Genomic DNA, 16456 nt, shown 5'->3' on the forward strand with positions numbered 1-16456 from the left:
AGGCGGCTTTATGGAGCAACTGGAGTTTTTTGATGTCCCCAGCCCCTGCACCGGCGTCTGTCAGGTTAACAACCGGGGCTACTGCAAGGGCTGTTTTCGCAGCCGGGACGAGCGCTTTAACTGGCTGACATTCACCTCCGCCCAGCGCCGGGAGGTGATTCGGTTATGCCAGGATCGCAAGCGCCGGGTGCTGACCGCCGCCCGCAAGAAACAGCTGGAGCTGGAGCTCGAACAACAGACCACTCCGCCGCAGGATACCCTGCCGTTGTAAGGCTACACCTCCATTGTCTGTAATAAAGGAGTTCACGAATCAGCAGCGCGGTTACACTCCGCCGACACGCTTCAAGTACCTCCATGTAACGCTCGGCAAATGCCATCCATGGCATTTGACGGTCGGCTACGGCAATCCCCACTGCTGCTTCGAGCAACGTCGGAGTTGTCGGGTCGGTAGGTTGGGACGAGTCCCAACTTAATCTGTTACAACCTTTCCCTGATAAGCCCGGCAATGCGCGCCGCCGGTGCGTCTTCCAGATGCATATGATGGCCGCCGTCGAGCACTCGATAAGTCAACTCGGACACCCGCTCAAGCAGTGGCTGCACGCCGTCAATTTCATCACCCCGTTCGGCCATCATCAGCAGCACCGGCATGGACAGCCGCTGCAAAAATGCCGCCACCTGCTCGTCGCACAGGCGCACCACAGAAGGTTGACTCAGGGCAATATCGTGCCGCCAGCACCAGCCATTTTCAGTTTCTTCAAGACTGCGGGCCAGCAGCCAGGCCGCTGCGTCCCGGCTTACTGCATACCGGCCATCCATACGCGCCTGTAAGGCATCGTCGAAGCTTGGGTAAGGCCGCCAGCCACGGCGGCGAATGCGCTTGCCCTTGTTCAGTGCCGCCGCCATTTGCTCCGGCAGAGTATCGGCGGCGTAGGTGCGCGGGGCCAGGCCGTCGAGCAGCATCAGCTGGCTGACCCGCTCGGGAAAGGCACCCGCCAGCAGGGTAGCGATACTGGCCCCCATGGAGTGGCAGAGCAGCGCCACTTGCTGAAGTTCAAGTGCATCCAGCAAGGCCAGCACATCGGCCACATTATCCCAGATGTAATAGGGCTGGCCGGGAGCGCGGTGATCGGAGCGGCCGTGCCCGGCCAGATCCGGGGCAATCAAACGGACGTCGGGCAACCGCTGCGCCAGCAGGGTAAAGCTGGCGGCGTTATCGAGCCAGCCGTGCAGCGCTACCAGAGGTGTCCCTTGCGGATCCCCCCACTCCACCACCGCCAGCCGGCGGCCATCCAGATTGATATGGTATTCCCGGGGATCACTCATGCCAGGACTCAGGGTACTTGTAACCTTCAAACTGCTTGCTGGCGTACTCTTTAAACGCCTCACTGTTATAGGCGGCGATCACATCCTGCACAAAGGGTTGCTCTTTGTCTTCGGCACGCACCACCACCCAGTTGATAAAGTCGTAACTGCGCTCCAGAAACAACCCGTCGCTGAAGGGAATACCACTGGATGCGGCATAATTGCCGTTAATCACCGCAAAATCCACGTCCTGCCGTGAGCGCGGCAGCTGGGCGGCTTCCAGCATCACCAGTCGAATGCCTTTGGGATTCTCCGCCACATCAAACTCGCTGGCCTTGAGTGGATCTATGTCCTTTTTAAGGGTAATCCAGCCCATGTCTTCCAGCATCAGCAGGGCCCGGGCCTGATTGGTGGGATCATTGGGAATGGCAACCGTGCTGCCCGGCTTTACCTGTTCAAGCGAATCCGCCTTGCCGGCATAGAGCCCCATGGGGCCGGTGGGTACCTGGGTGATGGGGCTCAGCGCCAGGCCGCGGCTTTGGCTGAAAGTATCCAGATAAGGCTTGTGCTGAAAACAGTTTACATCCAGTGAACCTTCCGCCAGGGCCAGATTGGGCATCACATAATCGGTGAACTCCACCAGTGTCACTGTGTAGCCCTGCGCTTCAAGCTGGGGCTTGATCGACTCGGTGACCATGTCGGCAAAGTCGCCGACTGTGGTACCAATCACAATTTCCTGTTTGGCCTCATCCACCGCCAGCAGCGGAAAGGAGCACAGCGCCAGCAAGGGCAGAGCAAGGGAAAGACGGGACATAAGCACTCCTTTGAAACGGAATCACATAACGGACGTTTAGACGTCCATAATATGCAAGGGGATTCAAACAGGCAATGGATTTCTCGGCTTACACGCCCCGCTCGTTGTTCCAGATAATCACATGCAGCTGGGGCAGCACCCGGGCGTTGAACCAGCCGTCGGCGGTGACTCTGTCCACCAGCCAGCGCAGGCGAGCATTCAGCGCCTCAAGATCGGTTTCCCGCTCCGGCTCGTCGGGGGTGGCGGGCACCGGGTTGCAGGGCTGCAGGGTGAGCGGCAGTTGCGGATAGCGGGCGGCAAATTCACGGGCCCACTGATAATCGGCTTCGTCGGCAATCACCAGTTTGAGGGTGACTTGCGTATTCACCCCGGCGGCGGCCAGACAGGCATCAAACCGGCTTTGGCTGAAGGCCATGCCCGCCGACGGCGGCTTGGGGCTTAAGGTCAGGTGATCGAGCTGGGCAAACCAGTCCTGCACCTTGCTGCCCTGAGTTTCAATGGCAAAGGTGTAGCCCCGTGCATGGCCAAGATCCAGCAGCTCGCCCAGGGGTTGCAGCGCCGGATTACCGCCGGAGAGCGTTACCAGCAGTGGCCGGCCGCCGCTCAGGCGCTCCACCTCGGCCAGCACCGCCCTGGCGCTCATGGGGGTCCAGTCGGCCTTGAAACGGGGCTCGACCGCATAGAGGGTATCGCACCAGCTGCAACGAAAGTCACAACCGCCGGTGCGCACAAACACGGTGGGCACACCGGTGAGCGCTCCTTCCCCCTGAATGGTGGGGCCAAAGATTTCGCTGATGGCGATCATGGCCGGAACTCCGCCCAGGTTTTGGGGGTTTCCGATACCGCCACGGCACTCACCTCGGGCCAGCGTGCCCGCGCCCAGTCATAGAGGTGGCGGGCCAGCCGCTCGGCGGTGGTGCACTCGTCCCCCAGCACCTCGTTGAGGTGACGATGGTCAAACTGGTCGTCGATGTAATCCTTGAACGCCTTGAGTTCAAGGTAGTCGCGTACAAAGCCGTACTGATCGAGATGCTCACTTTGCAGTTCGATCACCACCACATAGTTATGACCATGCAGCCGGGCGCAGGGATGCCAGTCGGGCATTTGTTTCAACTGGTGCGAGGCGGAAAAATGAAACTCTTTTTTGATGGTATACATTATTTCGCCCTCGCCACTGCCTGCTGCCAGAACTCCGTGTCCTGATAAGAGGTGGGATCTTTCAGACCAGCCAGAGCCATGGCCTCAATACGCTCCACACAGGTACCACAGCGGCCGCAGTGCTGTTCACCACCTTCATAGCAGGACCAGGTATCGGCCACCGGCACTCTGAAGCGGGCCGCATCCCGGGCAATGTCGGTCTTGTCGGTGTTGACGTAAGGCGCCAGCAGCGCCACCTCGGCCACGCCGTCGAGGGCTTGTGCCTGCATCTCGGCAAACAGACGAATAAAGTCGGGCCGGCAGTCGGGATAGATAAAATGATCACCGCCATGCACCGCCAGTGCCACCGTATCGAGGCCACGGGCGGCGGCCACGCCAAAGGCGATGGTCAGCATGATGGCATTGCGGTTGGGCACCACTGTCACCTTCATGTTTTCTTCGCTGTAGTGGCCGTGGGGCACGTCTATGTCGTCGGTCAGTGCCGAGCCGGAAAGCTGGCGGCCGATATGGCCGATGTCCATTACCAGATGAGGTACATTGAGGCGCTCGGCACACAGCCGCGCGGCGTCGATTTCTTTTTTGTGGCGCTGACCGTAGTCAAAGGTCAGCAGAGCGCCGAGGGCATTGTCCGCCGCCAGACGCCAGGCAAGCGTGACGGAGTCAAATCCGCCGGAGCAGATCAGCAGTGCTTTCATAGATTGTGTCCTTGTTTTGTCCGGGTAGGCTGCGACCGGGTAAAAAGCGATGGGCATTTTAACGCCGTGGGCGGTGAGCGCAAGTCTGGGGACTGGCAATGATGCGCTCCCCCTCTAATCCCAAGTCCCTAATCCCTATTCCCTGGTGCACTACACACTAAAAAAGGGCGCCGAAGCGCCCTTGATATTCACCAGACAGAGATCAGTGCTTAACGTGCTCCGCCAGATACAGCCAGGTGTCGATCACGGTATCCGGGTTAAGGGACACGGAGTCGATGCCCTGCTCCACCAGCCAGGCGGCGAAGTCGGCGTGATCCGACGGCCCCTGACCGCAGATGCCCACATACTTGCCGGCCTTGCGGGCAGCCTGAATGGCCATGGCCAGCAGCGCCTTGACCGCCTCGTCACGCTCGTCAAAGGAGCCCGCTACCAGTCCGGAGTCCCGATCCAAGCCCAATGTGAGCTGGGTCATGTCGTTGGAGCCGATGGAGAAGCCGTCAAAGTAATTGAGGAACTTGTCTGCCAGCAATGCGTTGGACGGCAGCTCGCACATCATAATGACCTTGAGCCCGTTTTCACCGCGCTTGAGGCCGTTCTCGCCGAGAATATCGATAACCGACGCCGCTTCATTCAGGGTGCGCACGAAGGGAATCATGATCTCGACGTTGGTCAGGCCCATGTCTTCACGTACCCGCTTCATCGCTTCACATTCCATGGCAAAGCAGTCACGGAAGTCGTCGGAGATGTAGCGGGACGCGCCACGGAAGCCCAGCATGGGGTTTTCTTCATCGGGCTCGTAGGCGTCACCGCCCAGCAGGTTGGCGTATTCGTTCGACTTGAAGTCGGACATGCGCACAATTACCCGCTCCGGCCAGAAGGCGGATGCCAGGGTGGCGATGCCTTCGGTCAGCTTGGCCACAAAGAATTCCCGCGGGCTGTCGTAGCCGGCGATGATTTCATCAATTTTCAGCTTGAGCTCGGCGCTTTCGCGGTCGTAGTTCAGCAGCGCCTTGGGATGCACGCCAATCATGCGGTTGATGATAAATTCCAGCCGCGCCAGACCCACACCGGCATTGGGCAGCTGAGCAAAGTCAAAGGCCCGGTCGGGGTTGCCCACGTTCATCATCACCTTCACCGGCGAGGCAGGCATGGAGCCCACTTCAGAGGTATTGACGCTGAACTCCAGCTTGCCGTTATAAATAAAGCCAGTGTCACCTTCGGCACAGGATACAGTGACCTGCTGGCCGTCCTTTACCAGCTCGGTGGCGTTGCCACAGCCCACCACGGCGGGAATGCCGAGCTCACGGGCAATGATGGCGGCGTGGCAAGTGCGGCCGCCCCGGTTGGTGACGATGGCAGCGGCCCGTTTCATGATCGGCTCCCAGTCGGGGTCAGTCATGTCGGTCACCAGCACATCACCGGCCTTGATATCGTCCATCTGCTCAATGGACTCAATCACCTTGGCAGTACCGGCACCAATTTTATGACCGATGGCGCGGCCTTCGGCAATCACCTCGCCTTTCTGGTCAAGCGCAAAACGTTCCAGCACATTTGCGTCCTGACGGCTGCGCACGGTTTCCGGACGGGCCTGTACGATATAGAGTTTGCCGTCTGCACCGTCTTTGGCCCATTCAATGTCCATGGGGCGCTGGTAATGCTTTTCAATGATAACGGCCTGCCTGGCCAGCTCCATCACCTCTTCATTGGTAAGAGAGAACTGACGGCGCTCTTCCCGGCTGGTTTCCTTGATGTCTACCTGCTTGCCAAGCTCGGCACCGCCGGCATAGATCATCTTCTGCAGCTTGGAGCCAAGCGTCTTGCGCACCACCGCCGGCCGGCCGGCCTTGAGCGTGGGCTTGTGCACATAGAACTCGTCCGGGTTCACCGCACCCTGCACCACCATTTCACCCAGGCCCCAGGCAGAAGTGACAAACACGACCTGATCAAAACCGGACTCGGTATCCAGAGTAAACATGACGCCGGAGGCAGCAATGTCGGAGCGCACCATGCGCTGAATGCCCGCCGACAACGCCACGCCCTTATGGTCATAGCCCTGATGCACCCGGTAGGAAATGGCCCTGTCGTTAAACAGTGACGCAAAGACGTGCTTGATGGCTTCCATTACCGAATCCAGGCCACGCACGTTAAGGAAGGTTTCCTGCTGTCCGGCAAAGGAGGCATCGGGCATGTCTTCAGCGGTGGCGGACGAGCGCACCGCAAACGACGCCTGCTCACCGGCCTTGCCACACAGCTCGGTGTAGGCATCACGAATGGCGTTTTCCAGCTCGGGCTGGAACGGCGTGTCGATGACCCACTGGCGAATAGACTTGCCGGCGTCACCCAGGGCGGCGATGTTATCTACATCCAGTTTGTCGAGCAGGTCATGAATCCTGTCGTTCAGGCCGCTCTGTTCAAGAAATTCGTTAAAGGCATAGGCGGTGGTCGCAAAGCCACCGGGCACGGATACACCGGCACCGGCCAGCTGGCTTATCATCTCGCCCAATGAGGCATTCTTGCCGCCAACCCGGTCTACATCATTCATACCGAGTTGTTCATACCAGATCACATATTCCTGCACTGCCACGTCTCCACAAAAAGGGTTGGGATATCCGTATCTCATCAGATTTCTGTGTAGGGTCAGACCCTTGGTATTGTTGTAATGATATGGGCCTGTACACGGTTTTGATTCTACAATGGCCTCGAAAAGCGGGTAAACGTCTTACCCGCGTCAATACGCGAAAGTGAGATCTGGAGGCCCTGTGCACACGGTTTTTTATGTTTCTGATGGGACGGCGATCACAGCCGAAGTATTCGGTCATGCGGTACTGAGCCAGTTTCCCCTGCCTTTTGAGCAAATCACCATTCCTTTTGTGGAGGATGAAGACAAGGCACGGGCGATACGTCATCGCATCAACGCGAGTTTTCACCAAAGCGGCAAGCGCCCTTTGGTGTTTCATACCATTATTGATGATGTGCTGCGTAACATCATTACTGACAGCGAGGCCATGTGTTACGACTTTCTCAATACCTTTGTCGCTCCCATTGAACAGCAACTGGGTGTAAAAGCCGAGCCCCGGGCACACAAGGCTCACAGCATCAGTAACAAACACACTTATGATCTGCGCATTGATGCGGTGAACTATGCGCTGGACAACGACGACGGCGTGACCACCAAAGAGTATGACGAAGCCGATATTATACTGGTAGGCGTTTCCCGCTGCGGCAAAACCCCTACCAGTCTCTACCTGGCCCTGCAGTTCGGCATTCGTGTGGCTAATTACCCCTTTATTGATCAGGATATGAGCCGGATGAATCTGCCTGCGGCACTCAAGGCCAACCGCCATAAATTGTTTGGTCTTACCATCGATGCCGGTCGTCTGCAGGAGATCCGTCAGCGCCGGCGCGCCGACAGCCGTTATGCCGACATTGAACAATGTCGTTACGAACTGGATCAGGTCGAACGTCTGTTTCGTATGGAAGCCATTCCTTTTATCGACACTACCTTTCACTCGGTAGAAGAGATTTCAGTGAAGATTCTGGAGAAAACAGGCATAAAACGCAGAATTTACTAAGGCCTCAACCACCTTTTGCAGTACAATAAACCGCGACCAAACACACATATCAAGCATCAAATATGCACAAAAAATTGATTTAGTGTTTACAAAAATGTATACATTGATCCCTGTGATTAACCACAGGGTCAATCCACCCTGAAACTGGTTATTTTTGAGCCTCACAGAGTGCCCAAAACACTGCGATGTGGTTCTGCCCGCCATACCAGACAGATAACAAGGCCGGCAGTTAACAACAACTTAACTTGAGCAACCCTCAGGGACTTATTGCAATGAAACACAGCCAAAGCAAATCGGTATTCGATTACTACGGCAAGCCGTCTTTCGGTAAAGCACTGCCGCTCTCCTTCCAGCACATTCTGGCAATGATCATGGGCGCAGTGACGCCGCCGCTTATCGTTGCTGGTGTCGCCGGGGCCAATGGCCAAGAAACCATGATGCTGGTGCAGCTCGCTCTGTTATTTTCGGGCATTTCCACCCTGCTTCAGTTATATCCTGTCGGACGGTTTGGTGCCGGTGTGCCTACCATCTTCGGCGTAGGTTTTGCCTATGTGCCCAGCCTGATTGCTGTTGGTTCTGTTTATGGCATTCCCGGTATTCTGGGTGCCCAGATTGCCGGCGGTATTGCCATGATTGTTGTGGGCCTGTTTATCAAGCAGATTCGCCACCTGTTCCCGCCTGTTGTGGCCGGTACCGTTGTGCTGGTCATTGGCCTGTCCCTGTATGATATTGCCATTAAATACATGGCCGGCAGCGGTAACACCAGCGCAGACGGCTTTGGCAGCGGCATGAACTGGCTGGTTGGTCTGACTACCCTGGCTGTGGTGCTGCTGTGTTCCCAGTTCGGTAAAGGCTATCTGCGTCTGGCCGCCATTATTGTGGGTATTGTCGTGGGTTATGTGATGTCCTTTGCGTTTGGCATGGTCGACTTTACCAGCCTGCACGAAGCGCCCTGGGTGATTGTGCCCACGCCTTTCTCCATGGGCATTGAGTTTCACGCCTCTGCGGTGATTTCCATGGTAGTGATTTGTATCGTGAACTCGGTACAGACTATTGGTGACCTGTCTGCCACTACCGTGGGCGGCATGAACCGTGAGCTGAAAGACAAAGAGCTGTCCGGCGGCCTGCTGGGTAACGGCCTTTGCACTCTGGTTGGCTCCATCTTTGGTGCCCTGCCTACCGCTTCGTTCAGCCAGAACGTAGGCATTGTGGCCATGACCAAGGTGATCAGCCGCTATGTGCTGGGCATTGCCGCTGTGTTTTTGGTGATTGCCGGTCTGCTGCCCAAGTTCGGTGCTGTGATGACCACTATCCCCTATCCTGTGCTGGGTGGTGCCACCATTATCGTATTTGGCATGATCACCATGACCGGTATTCAGCTGCTGGTGAAAGACGAACTGTCTTCCCGCAACATTACCATTGTGGCCCTGTCGGTGGCGCTGGCCATGGGGATTAACGCTGTGCCGGAAGCCATTGCCCAGCTGGGTGACACTGCCCGCATGCTGATTGGCTCCCCTGTTATTGTTGCAGCCACCGTTGCCTTTACTCTGAACATGCTGCTGCCCAAGAAATCTCTGCAGGACGAAGCCCGCGAGCGTGAAGAAATTGAGCGCCAGATGAACCAGGGCTCTGCCAAAGAGCAAACCGAAAGCGATAACGCTCAATTGCGTCAGGCTAACGCCAACAATTGAAAGGGTAAGCCTTCGGGTAAGGATGACAATCCGCAGTGAAAAAAGCCGGTCACAAGACCGGCTTTTTTATTAGGTAACACACTCATTCTGAAAACGACAAGGCGGTATATTCAGCCGGGTAAAAAAAAGCCCGGCACCTGCCGGGCTCTGTGAGTTACTTAAGCCGCCAGAGAGTCATCTCGGCTACCGTATGCTGATGCTTGCGCCGGGTTTCCCGAATAACAAAGGGAATGTCCTGCTGGCCCACCAGTTCAAAACGGTCATTCAGGGTGGCTTTCAGACCATCCAGAGTACTGTAGTTTTCACCGTTAACCTTGATACCGCCCAGCCATTTTTCTTTAGGAGTGTATTCCTCCAGCCAGGTGTAGGGTGAGGTAAGCACCAGATAACCGCCCTGATTCAGACGCTGATGAATGGCCGCCAGGAAGCCGGCCGGATCATAGAGGCGGTCAATCAGGTTACCGCAGAAGATAAGATCGTAACCGCTGAAGCGCGGTTTGAGATTATGGGCATCGCCCTGCACAAACTCGATACGTTCCGCCACCCCGGCGTACCCCATGTCGGCCAGGCTGGCTTCCTTGAACTCCACCAGCTCGCCTTCGGTCGGAACAGCAAAACGGGTCTGGCCACTTTCCTTAAGCTGAAAACCATGCTGAATAAAGCGGGCAGAAAAGTCGATACCATCCACTTGCTTAAAGTGCCGGGCCAGTTCAAAGGTGGCCCGCCCTACCGAGCAGCCCAGATCCAGGGCTTTGCCCCGGTTCAGCTCAGGCAGCCTTTCCAGCAGCGCATTGACGCACGCCAGCGGATAGTTGGGCACACCAAAGTAGCTGTCACCGTAGTGGAATTCCAGATACTGAGCGACCAGCTCATCGGTTTCATACGTGTTTACTGGCTCCACAGGAACCTCCGGGTTGTCGGATTCAAGATAGCGAAAGCCGGCATGCTGAAAAAAGTGCCGGCGAAATGCATAGCGGGAGTAACGGGTGGCTTCATTGCCGGTAGAAATCCAGGAGCCACCCTTGAACAGGTTATGCCGGTTATCAAAGGTAGGCGTAGAGAAATCATCATAGAGCGGATGCACCTCAAAGCCGGGAAAACCATCGATGGGGGTTTCGGTCCACTGCCAGACGTTGCCGGTAATGTCATAAATACCGTCATGCTCAAAGCGGTTTACCGGACAGGAAGAAGCAAAGTGCTCCAGATTGATATTGCCCGGGGCCTGCTCCCAGTGGGGCTGGTCGGTATCAATACGGTTTCTCAGTACTGTCCATTCGGCTTCAGTGGGCAGCCGAATGTGAGTACCGGTTTGCGCTGCTTTCCAGTTACAGAACGCTTTGGCTTCCAGATAATTGACCTCTGCCGGCCAGTTCAGTGGCAGCGGAATTTCTTCCAGTAAATTACGCTGCCAATACTCGCCATGGCGCTGCAGCCAGAAGCGGGGCATGGCAGCTTGCGTATAATTCAGCCATTGCCGGCCTTCTTCAGTCCAGAGCTCGGGCCGCTGATAGCCGCCGTCCTGCACAAACGCCAGGTATTCACCATTGGACACCAGATACCGGGAGACACGAAAAGCCTCTACTTCCACCGTTTTGCTGCCGTATTCGTTGTCCCAGCCATAGGTGGCGGCGCTGGCCGGCTTACCCAGCGTGATGGTATCGCCTGCTACTGGCAGCAGACTGTTTTGCGGAGCCGGGCCATATTCACGGCAGGCCACCCACAGCGGATGTGGTTGCAGCTGAGACAGCGGCAACATACGCATGATTACCGATGAGGTTTCCAGGTGAATGCGTTCGTGCTCTGTACCCATCAGCACAATCCAGGCCGGACTGTCAGGAGTAATGGGCAACGTCAGCGGCATATCACTGATAAAGGCATCCACGGTTTCCCGAACCCGTTGACGATAAGCCCGGGTATGATCCAGGCTGGGCCAGTCGTAATGGGCGTCGTTGAGATCATCCCAGGACATTTCATCCACGCCAATAGCAAACATGGACTCAAGTCGCTCATCCAGGCGTTCAGGCAGATATTTGCCCAGTACCAGCTTGTTGATAAAAAAAACAGCGGTATGGCCAAAATAGAAAATCAGCGGATGACGCAGCGGCTCAGGCCGCGAATAGTAGGCATCTTCTGTGGTAATGCAATCAAACAGTGCCTCATAAAGGCAAAAGGTCTGATGAAAATAACGGCGTATTTCTTCCCGCTTTTGCTCCGGATCCGTACCGATCAGCAAGGGGGTTTTCGTCACAATATCCGACAATGTATGCATGAACGTGTCCCTGATCACATTAATGATTAACGTTACCTTGGCGTCAGCCAAATGAGAAGTCTGAATCGAAGCAACAGACCTGACGGCTGCCCGTTTCTTTCAATTTTCAGGGATCATTTTCCAAAACCCGGGCCTGTGCTATAACCAGTCCTCTTTGCTATTCACTTACAGGAAGTATCATGTCTCACACCGACACTCAGTTCGACAATGTTACTGTTATCAAGCAGGCCAATGTCTATCACGACGGCAAGGTCACCAGCCGGGTAGTGAAGTTTGCCGACGGCAGCCAAAAAACTCTGGGTATTATGCTGCCCGGTGAATATACCTTTGGCACAGAGGCCGCCGAACTGATGGAAATTACTGCGGGCAGTCTGGATGTGCAGTTGCCCGGCAGCGACAGCTGGCAGCGCGTTGAAGGCGGTCAGTCCTTTGACGTGCCTGCCAACGCCAGCTTTAACCTCAAGGTGCACAGCCTGGTAGATTACTGCTGCTCTTATTTTGACTGATTAAACCGGCTGGCTCTGCCCGGTCCGGCACTCAGGAGGCGCAACACATAAACCATTGCGCCCCTTTTCCTTGGCTGCATACAGCGCCTTATCCGCCCTGGCCACCATATCTTCTATACGGTCATACTGGCCTGGCACCATGGCGACAACACCCAGACTAAGGGTTACCCGCTGGTGCTCGGAGCGGCTGTGAGCAATGTTCAGCTCACGCACCGCATTCAGCAAACATTCGGCCACATGACGGGTCTGCCACAAGTCCTGTTCCGGCAGCACTACAATAAACTCCTCTCCGCCATAGCGCGCCACCATGTCACCTTGCCGGTGCAGTTCACCAGCCAGCGCCTGTGCTACATGGAAAAGACACTCATCACCCTGCTGATGACCATATTCATCGTTAAAGCGTTTAAAGTAATCAATATCCCCCATAATCAGCCCCAGAGAGCGCTGCTCGCGCACAGCCCGCCGCCATTCCGCTTCAAGATGGCGGTCAAAACACCGGCGGTTGGCAATCTGGGTCAGATCATCGATCTCACTCAGCCGCTGCAGAGCAGCGTTCATGCTCTGCAACTCCTTGTTGGCCAGTGCCAGCTGTTGCTCAGCCCGTTGTCTGGCATCCACAAAAAATGCAAAGGTTTTACCCATTCGGCTGATTTCATCATCTCCGTTAACTGGAATCGGCTCGGGCTCTCCCCTGCCGTGTGCCTGCATGGCCCGGCTGAGCCTGTTGATACGCTGAATAATGGAGCGGCGAATATAGAGCAATGCCATCAACGTGGTGATCACCAGTAGTACCAGGGCGGCCAGCAGTACCGACATGGAGCGGCCCATCAGGCGTTGCTGCTGTTGCAGCGCCTTCTCTGCAGACGCTTTGAGCCGTTGATGATAGCTGAAAGTGGCACTGGTCAGCTTTTGCGCCAGCACCCGGGTTTCACGGGCCGTGGCAAGGGTAGCCCGGGCATGACGCAGCAGCGGCCTTCGTTGTTCAAATATCATCGGCAGCAGCTGCTGCAGGCGGGCACGCAGCGCAACTGCCGGCGCATGGGTCAGCTCAAGCCCGGCAAGCACCTGCAGCCGGGCATCGCTGAAACGCTCAAGGTTAATCAGATGGCCGGGCCGCTCGGCGCTGAAGACGGCAGCGGTGTAGCCAAGCGCCGCCAGGGCATGGCCAATAAAGTGCTGTTCCGGCAAAGGCAGATCCCGGGCCACTGTTTCCAGCTCTGTGAGCTGGCGCAGCATTAAAAACAGTTCATCCATCTGCTGCTGCTGAATCGCCTGCAGCTCCTGCTCGGCACGCAGCCGTTCATTCAGTTTGTCCAGACTGCTGAAAAACGGTGTTTGCCATTTATCCAGCGCCATCCTGTCGCTGTCACTGAGCTCACCGAGTTGCTCCAGCCGCTTTCGGGTAGCCTGATAAATACCTGCCAGGTTGGCTACCCGACTATTGACAGTACTGACAGAAATATCATTACCTGCCAGGAGTTCATAGACTTCTCCGGCAATGGTCTCTGCATCGCGGGTCAGCTCGCCGGCAATCATGGCCCGCTCAAAATGACGGCCTGTGGCTCCGGTCAGTCCCACATACTGGCTGTAGACAAGGTAAGCAAAAAACGAAGCCAGCAGCAGATAGAGGCCAAACACCAGAATGATGATAAGGGTCAGTTTACGACCCAGGCTGCCAGAAGTGGCTGTGGTACTCATGCCTGCTCTCAGCGAAACAGCGGTGCAAACAACAGGCCACCCCGGGACCAGGGCTGATTCAGTCCGGCAGGTATATTCACCGGAGTGCCCGGACCAAAATGACGCTGATAGATTTCGCTGTAGTTTCCTACACTTTTAATCATCTGTAGTGCCCAGCCGGCTGGCAACCCCAGCTGCTTGCCCAGATGCCCACTGACACCCAGTAGATTCTGCACTTCCCTGTCGGTGCTCTGCCTGGCTACCTCCGCTACATTCCCCTGCGTGATGTGTTTTTCGTCGGCCAGAATAAGCGCATGCACAACGGCACGGATCACCCTGTGCCACTGGGCATCATCATTGCGTACCATGGGACTGATGGGTTCACGAGACAGGAGTTCAGGCAAAATCAGATAGTTATCCGGATTATCTGCCCTGTGGGCACGGTTAATGGCCAGATTGATGCGGTCTGCCGAGTAGGCATCACAATGCCCTCTGAAAAAGCTGTCGCCATTGGACGGCAGAACACGAGCATGAATTTGATTCCGTTCAAGCAGCATCAGCAAATTACGGTAAGTTGTGGTGTTTTCGGTAACACATACCGTTTTGTTATCAAGATCCGCCAGTCCGCCAATGCCTGAGTCTTTACGGACCAGCAGCCCCTGGCCGTCAAACAGATAAATGGCCGGAAAGGCCACCTGATAGGCATCTTCCCGCCCCAGGGTCCAGGTAGAGCTGTACATCACCACATCACTGTGTTTTTGCTGCAGTGTGGTAAAACGGCTGGTGGCATCCACTTCCACAAACTGTACCCGTTCAGCGTTGCCAAATAAGGCCGCCGCTGTGGCCCGGCAAAAATCGACATAAAAGCCGCGCCAGACACCGTTTTCATCAATGGCACTGCGGCCCGGGTCATCGGGGAATACACCACAGCGAATATCACCATGCCGTACCACTTCAGCCAATGTGCCGGCGCTGACCTGCCCGGCCATCAGCAATAATACTGCCAGCATGGTGTTAATCATTGTTCTCATTATCATTTTACATCCTTGTGGAATTATTCCTGAGCCTCTTCAGCATGACCCATAATGATACAAAACCACAAATACCATACAGGAGTCATTGCCCATGCGACCATTTATTCTGCTGGTGCTGATGCTGTTATCACTGCCGCTGGCGGCTACCTGGCAGACACTCACTCTGGCAGACGGACTGAAACATCCCTGGGGACTGGCAGAGCTGCCTGACGGCAGTTTGCTGATTACCGAGCGTGCCGGCCGATTACTGCACCTTCAGCCTGACGGTAGGCGCCAGGTTATTAATGGATTACCGGCCATTGCCGCCGGAGGTCAGGGCGGCTTGCTGGATGTGGCACTGCACCCCGGCTTTTCCGGTAACCGGCTGGTATATTTGAGTTTCAGTCAGCCGGGCCCCGGCGGGGCCGGTACCGCTGTGGCCAGAGCCAGACTGAGCCAACAGCAGCTAAGTGATATACAGATTATTTTTGAGCAGGTGCCCAAAACCCACGGCGGTGCCCACTTTGGCTCACGGCTGGCTTTTGATAAACAGGGTTATCTGTTTATTACCACAGGAGATCGCTATCACAGCCGGGATCAGGCTCAGTCGCTTGACAATCACCTTGGCAAAATTATTCGCCTGCACGATGACGGCCGGATACCTGCCGATAATCCTTTTGTTGACCGGCAAGATGCTTTGCCGGAGATATGGAGCCTGGGCCATCGTAACGTACAGGGTGCAGCCATTCATCCTGAAACCGGAGAGCTCTGGACTCACGAGCACGGACCTCAGGGCGGAGATGAAGTGAACCGCATTCAAAAAGGGCATAACTATGGCTGGCCTGTGGTCACCTTCGGTGAAGAGTATGGAGGTGGTGTTATAGGGGAAGGCAGGCGCAAGGCCGGTATGACAGATCCGCTTTGGGTATGGGTGCCTTCCATCGCTCCCTCGGGCATGCTGTTTTATCGCGGAAATGCCTTTTCACAGTGGCGCAACAACCTGTTTGTGGGGGCGCTGGCCGGGCGCAAGCTGATACGCCTTGAACTGAACAATGACAAGGTTATCGGTGAACATCATTTATTAACTGATCTGAACGCTCGCATTCGGGCACTGGCGCAGGCTGCCGATGGTGGCATCTATGTGCTGACTGATGCCGGCGATGGTCGCCTGTTAAAGCTGCAGCCTTCGCGCTGAAGGGCTGATCTTGATGCTGAAATGGGGTAACCTGTAACAACTGTACTTTATTTCAGTTACTTTTGTGAACAATAAGGGAAGCGATATGAGCGACAAGATCTGGAACGTTTATCTGTCTGGCGAAATTCATACTGACTGGCGCGAACAAATCATTAACGGTTGTGCCGCCAAAGGGCTGAAGGTGCGCTTTAACTCTGCCGTCACCGACCACGACGCCAGTGACATGGTAGGTGTAAACATTCTGGGCAGTGAAGAGGATAACTTCTGGCGTGACCGCAAGGCCTCCGGTATCAACAGCATTCGCACCTCCACTCACATCAAGGAAGCGGATCTGGTGGTGGTGCGTTTCGGGCCCAAATACAAACAATGGAACGCCGCCTTTGATGCCGGCTTTGCCGTGGCCTCCGGTGTGCCCATCATCACCCTGCATGATGCCGAAAACGATCACCCGCTGAAGGAAGTGGACGAAGCAGCCAAGGCCACCTGCCGCCACCCTGAGCAGGTTGTTGAGATCCTGGCTTATCTGATGTCCTGATCATCGCCGGCAAAAAATTGCAAACGGAG

General features: G+C 55.9%; 15 protein-coding genes. 6 read left to right on the top strand and 9 right to left on the bottom strand.

Translation table 11 applies throughout. From position 1 onward, the window contains the following. Positions 1 to 10 precede the first annotated feature (10 nt). Positions 11 to 271 (top strand): DUF1289 domain-containing protein, encoded by a 261-nt coding sequence (locus G364_RS0109310; protein WP_019934877.1) that lies wholly within the window; start codon positions 11 to 13, stop codon positions 269 to 271. 206 nt (positions 272 to 477) lie between these two features. Here G364_RS0109310 and G364_RS0109315 read toward each other — a convergent pair whose 3' ends face one another. The 6 genes from G364_RS0109315 to ppsA form a co-directional block, all read right to left on the bottom strand. Further along, complete coding sequence (locus G364_RS0109315) at positions 478 to 1323, bottom strand: alpha/beta fold hydrolase (RefSeq protein WP_019934878.1); 846 nt, start codon at positions 1321 to 1323, stop codon at positions 478 to 480. Then, the gene (locus tag G364_RS0109320; protein ID WP_019934879.1) at positions 1316 to 2116 is read right to left on the bottom strand and encodes a MetQ/NlpA family ABC transporter substrate-binding protein; all 801 of its coding nucleotides are present in this window, start codon (positions 2114 to 2116) and stop codon (positions 1316 to 1318) included. The genes G364_RS0109315 and G364_RS0109320 overlap by 8 nt, the downstream gene beginning before the upstream one ends. Positions 2117 to 2204: 88 nt before the next feature. Further along, a complete protein-coding gene (queE, locus tag G364_RS0109325; protein WP_019934880.1) occupies positions 2205 to 2921 on the bottom strand; it encodes a 7-carboxy-7-deazaguanine synthase QueE in 717 nt (238 codons plus the stop codon). Further along, positions 2918 to 3274: a 6-carboxytetrahydropterin synthase QueD gene (gene queD, locus G364_RS0109330; protein WP_019934881.1), complete on the bottom strand. Its 357-nt coding sequence runs from the start codon at positions 3272 to 3274 to the stop codon at positions 2918 to 2920. The genes queE and queD overlap by 4 nt, the downstream gene beginning before the upstream one ends. Continuing rightward, a complete protein-coding gene (gene queC, locus G364_RS0109335) occupies positions 3274 to 3969 on the bottom strand; it encodes a 7-cyano-7-deazaguanine synthase QueC (RefSeq protein ID WP_019934882.1) in 696 nt (231 codons plus the stop codon). Before queC ends, queD begins: the two co-directional genes overlap by 1 nt. 202 nt (positions 3970 to 4171) lie before the next feature. After that, entirely contained in the window at positions 4172 to 6547 is a 2376-nt protein-coding gene (gene ppsA / locus G364_RS0109340; protein WP_026344814.1) for a phosphoenolpyruvate synthase, read from the bottom strand. A gap of 181 nt (positions 6548 to 6728) precedes the next feature. On the opposite strand from ppsA, the gene ppsR reads away from it, so the two are divergent. Then, entirely contained in the window at positions 6729 to 7541 is an 813-nt protein-coding gene (gene ppsR / locus G364_RS0109345; RefSeq protein WP_019934884.1) for a posphoenolpyruvate synthetase regulatory kinase/phosphorylase PpsR, read from the top strand. 272 nt (positions 7542 to 7813) lie between these two features. Then, the gene (locus tag G364_RS0109350) at positions 7814 to 9232 is read left to right on the top strand and encodes a uracil-xanthine permease family protein (RefSeq protein WP_019934885.1); all 1419 of its coding nucleotides are present in this window, start codon (positions 7814 to 7816) and stop codon (positions 9230 to 9232) included. Positions 9233 to 9386: 154 nt separating this feature from the next. Here G364_RS0109350 and ovoA read toward each other — a convergent pair whose 3' ends face one another. Next, positions 9387 to 11501, bottom strand: a complete 2115-nt coding sequence (ovoA, locus tag G364_RS0109355) for a 5-histidylcysteine sulfoxide synthase (protein WP_019934886.1) — start codon at positions 11499 to 11501, stop codon at positions 9387 to 9389. Positions 11502 to 11680: 179 nt separating this feature from the next. Between ovoA and ppnP the strand changes: the two genes are divergently transcribed. Further along, entirely contained in the window at positions 11681 to 12007 is a 327-nt protein-coding gene (gene ppnP / locus G364_RS0109360; protein ID WP_019934887.1) for a pyrimidine/purine nucleoside phosphorylase, read from the top strand. Here the strand turns inward: ppnP and G364_RS0109365 are convergent, their stop codons facing one another. Continuing rightward, on the bottom strand, positions 12008 to 13705 hold the full coding sequence (locus G364_RS0109365) for a GGDEF domain-containing protein (RefSeq protein WP_019934888.1): 1698 nt from the start codon (positions 13703 to 13705) through the stop codon (positions 12008 to 12010). A gap of 8 nt (positions 13706 to 13713) precedes the next feature. Further along, complete coding sequence (locus G364_RS0109370) at positions 13714 to 14721, bottom strand: amino acid ABC transporter substrate-binding protein (RefSeq protein ID WP_156816480.1); 1008 nt, start codon at positions 14719 to 14721, stop codon at positions 13714 to 13716. An 88-nt stretch (positions 14722 to 14809) separates the two neighbouring features. On the opposite strand from G364_RS0109370, the gene G364_RS0109375 reads away from it, so the two are divergent. Both G364_RS0109375 and G364_RS0109380 read left to right on the top strand, forming a co-directional pair. Further along, positions 14810 to 15892 carry a PQQ-dependent sugar dehydrogenase gene (locus G364_RS0109375; RefSeq protein WP_019934890.1) on the top strand — a complete coding sequence of 361 codons (1083 nt, stop codon included), beginning with the start codon at positions 14810 to 14812 and terminating at the stop codon, positions 15890 to 15892. Positions 15893 to 15977: 85 nt separating this feature from the next. After that, the gene (locus G364_RS0109380) at positions 15978 to 16427 is read left to right on the top strand and encodes a YtoQ family protein (RefSeq protein WP_019934891.1); all 450 of its coding nucleotides are present in this window, start codon (positions 15978 to 15980) and stop codon (positions 16425 to 16427) included. Positions 16428 to 16456: the final 29 nt, after the last annotated feature.

Source organism: Oceanimonas smirnovii ATCC BAA-899 (assembly GCF_000381965.1).
In the GTDB taxonomy this organism is placed as follows: Bacteria; Pseudomonadota; Gammaproteobacteria; order Enterobacterales; family Aeromonadaceae; genus Oceanimonas; species Oceanimonas smirnovii.

What these genes read in the sequence shown, in the direction of transcription:
- G364_RS0109315 (WP_019934878.1), bottom strand. Translation starts at nt 1,323, where the DNA reads ATGAGTGATCCCCGGGAATACCATATCAATCTGGATGGCCGCCGGCTG.
- ovoA (WP_019934886.1), bottom strand. Translation starts at nt 11,501, where the DNA reads ATGCATACATTGTCGGATATTGTGACGAAAACCCCCTTGCTGATCGGT.
- G364_RS0109365 (WP_019934888.1), bottom strand. Translation starts at nt 13,705, where the DNA reads ATGAGTACCACAGCCACTTCTGGCAGCCTGGGTCGTAAACTGACCCTT.
- G364_RS0109375 (WP_019934890.1), top strand. Translation starts at nt 14,810, where the DNA reads ATGCGACCATTTATTCTGCTGGTGCTGATGCTGTTATCACTGCCGCTG.
- queE (WP_019934880.1), bottom strand. Translation starts at nt 2,921, where the DNA reads ATGATCGCCATCAGCGAAATCTTTGGCCCCACCATTCAGGGGGAAGGA.
- queC (WP_019934882.1), bottom strand. Translation starts at nt 3,969, where the DNA reads ATGAAAGCACTGCTGATCTGCTCCGGCGGATTTGACTCCGTCACGCTT.
- G364_RS0109320 (WP_019934879.1), bottom strand. Translation starts at nt 2,116, where the DNA reads ATGTCCCGTCTTTCCCTTGCTCTGCCCTTGCTGGCGCTGTGCTCCTTT.
- G364_RS0109350 (WP_019934885.1), top strand. Translation starts at nt 7,814, where the DNA reads ATGAAACACAGCCAAAGCAAATCGGTATTCGATTACTACGGCAAGCCG.
- queD (WP_019934881.1), bottom strand. Translation starts at nt 3,274, where the DNA reads ATGTATACCATCAAAAAAGAGTTTCATTTTTCCGCCTCGCACCAGTTG.
- G364_RS0109380 (WP_019934891.1), top strand. Translation starts at nt 15,978, where the DNA reads ATGAGCGACAAGATCTGGAACGTTTATCTGTCTGGCGAAATTCATACT.
- G364_RS0109310 (WP_019934877.1), top strand. Translation starts at nt 11, where the DNA reads ATGGAGCAACTGGAGTTTTTTGATGTCCCCAGCCCCTGCACCGGCGTC.
- G364_RS0109370 (WP_156816480.1), bottom strand. Translation starts at nt 14,721, where the DNA reads ATGATAATGAGAACAATGATTAACACCATGCTGGCAGTATTATTGCTG.
- ppnP (WP_019934887.1), top strand. Translation starts at nt 11,681, where the DNA reads ATGTCTCACACCGACACTCAGTTCGACAATGTTACTGTTATCAAGCAG.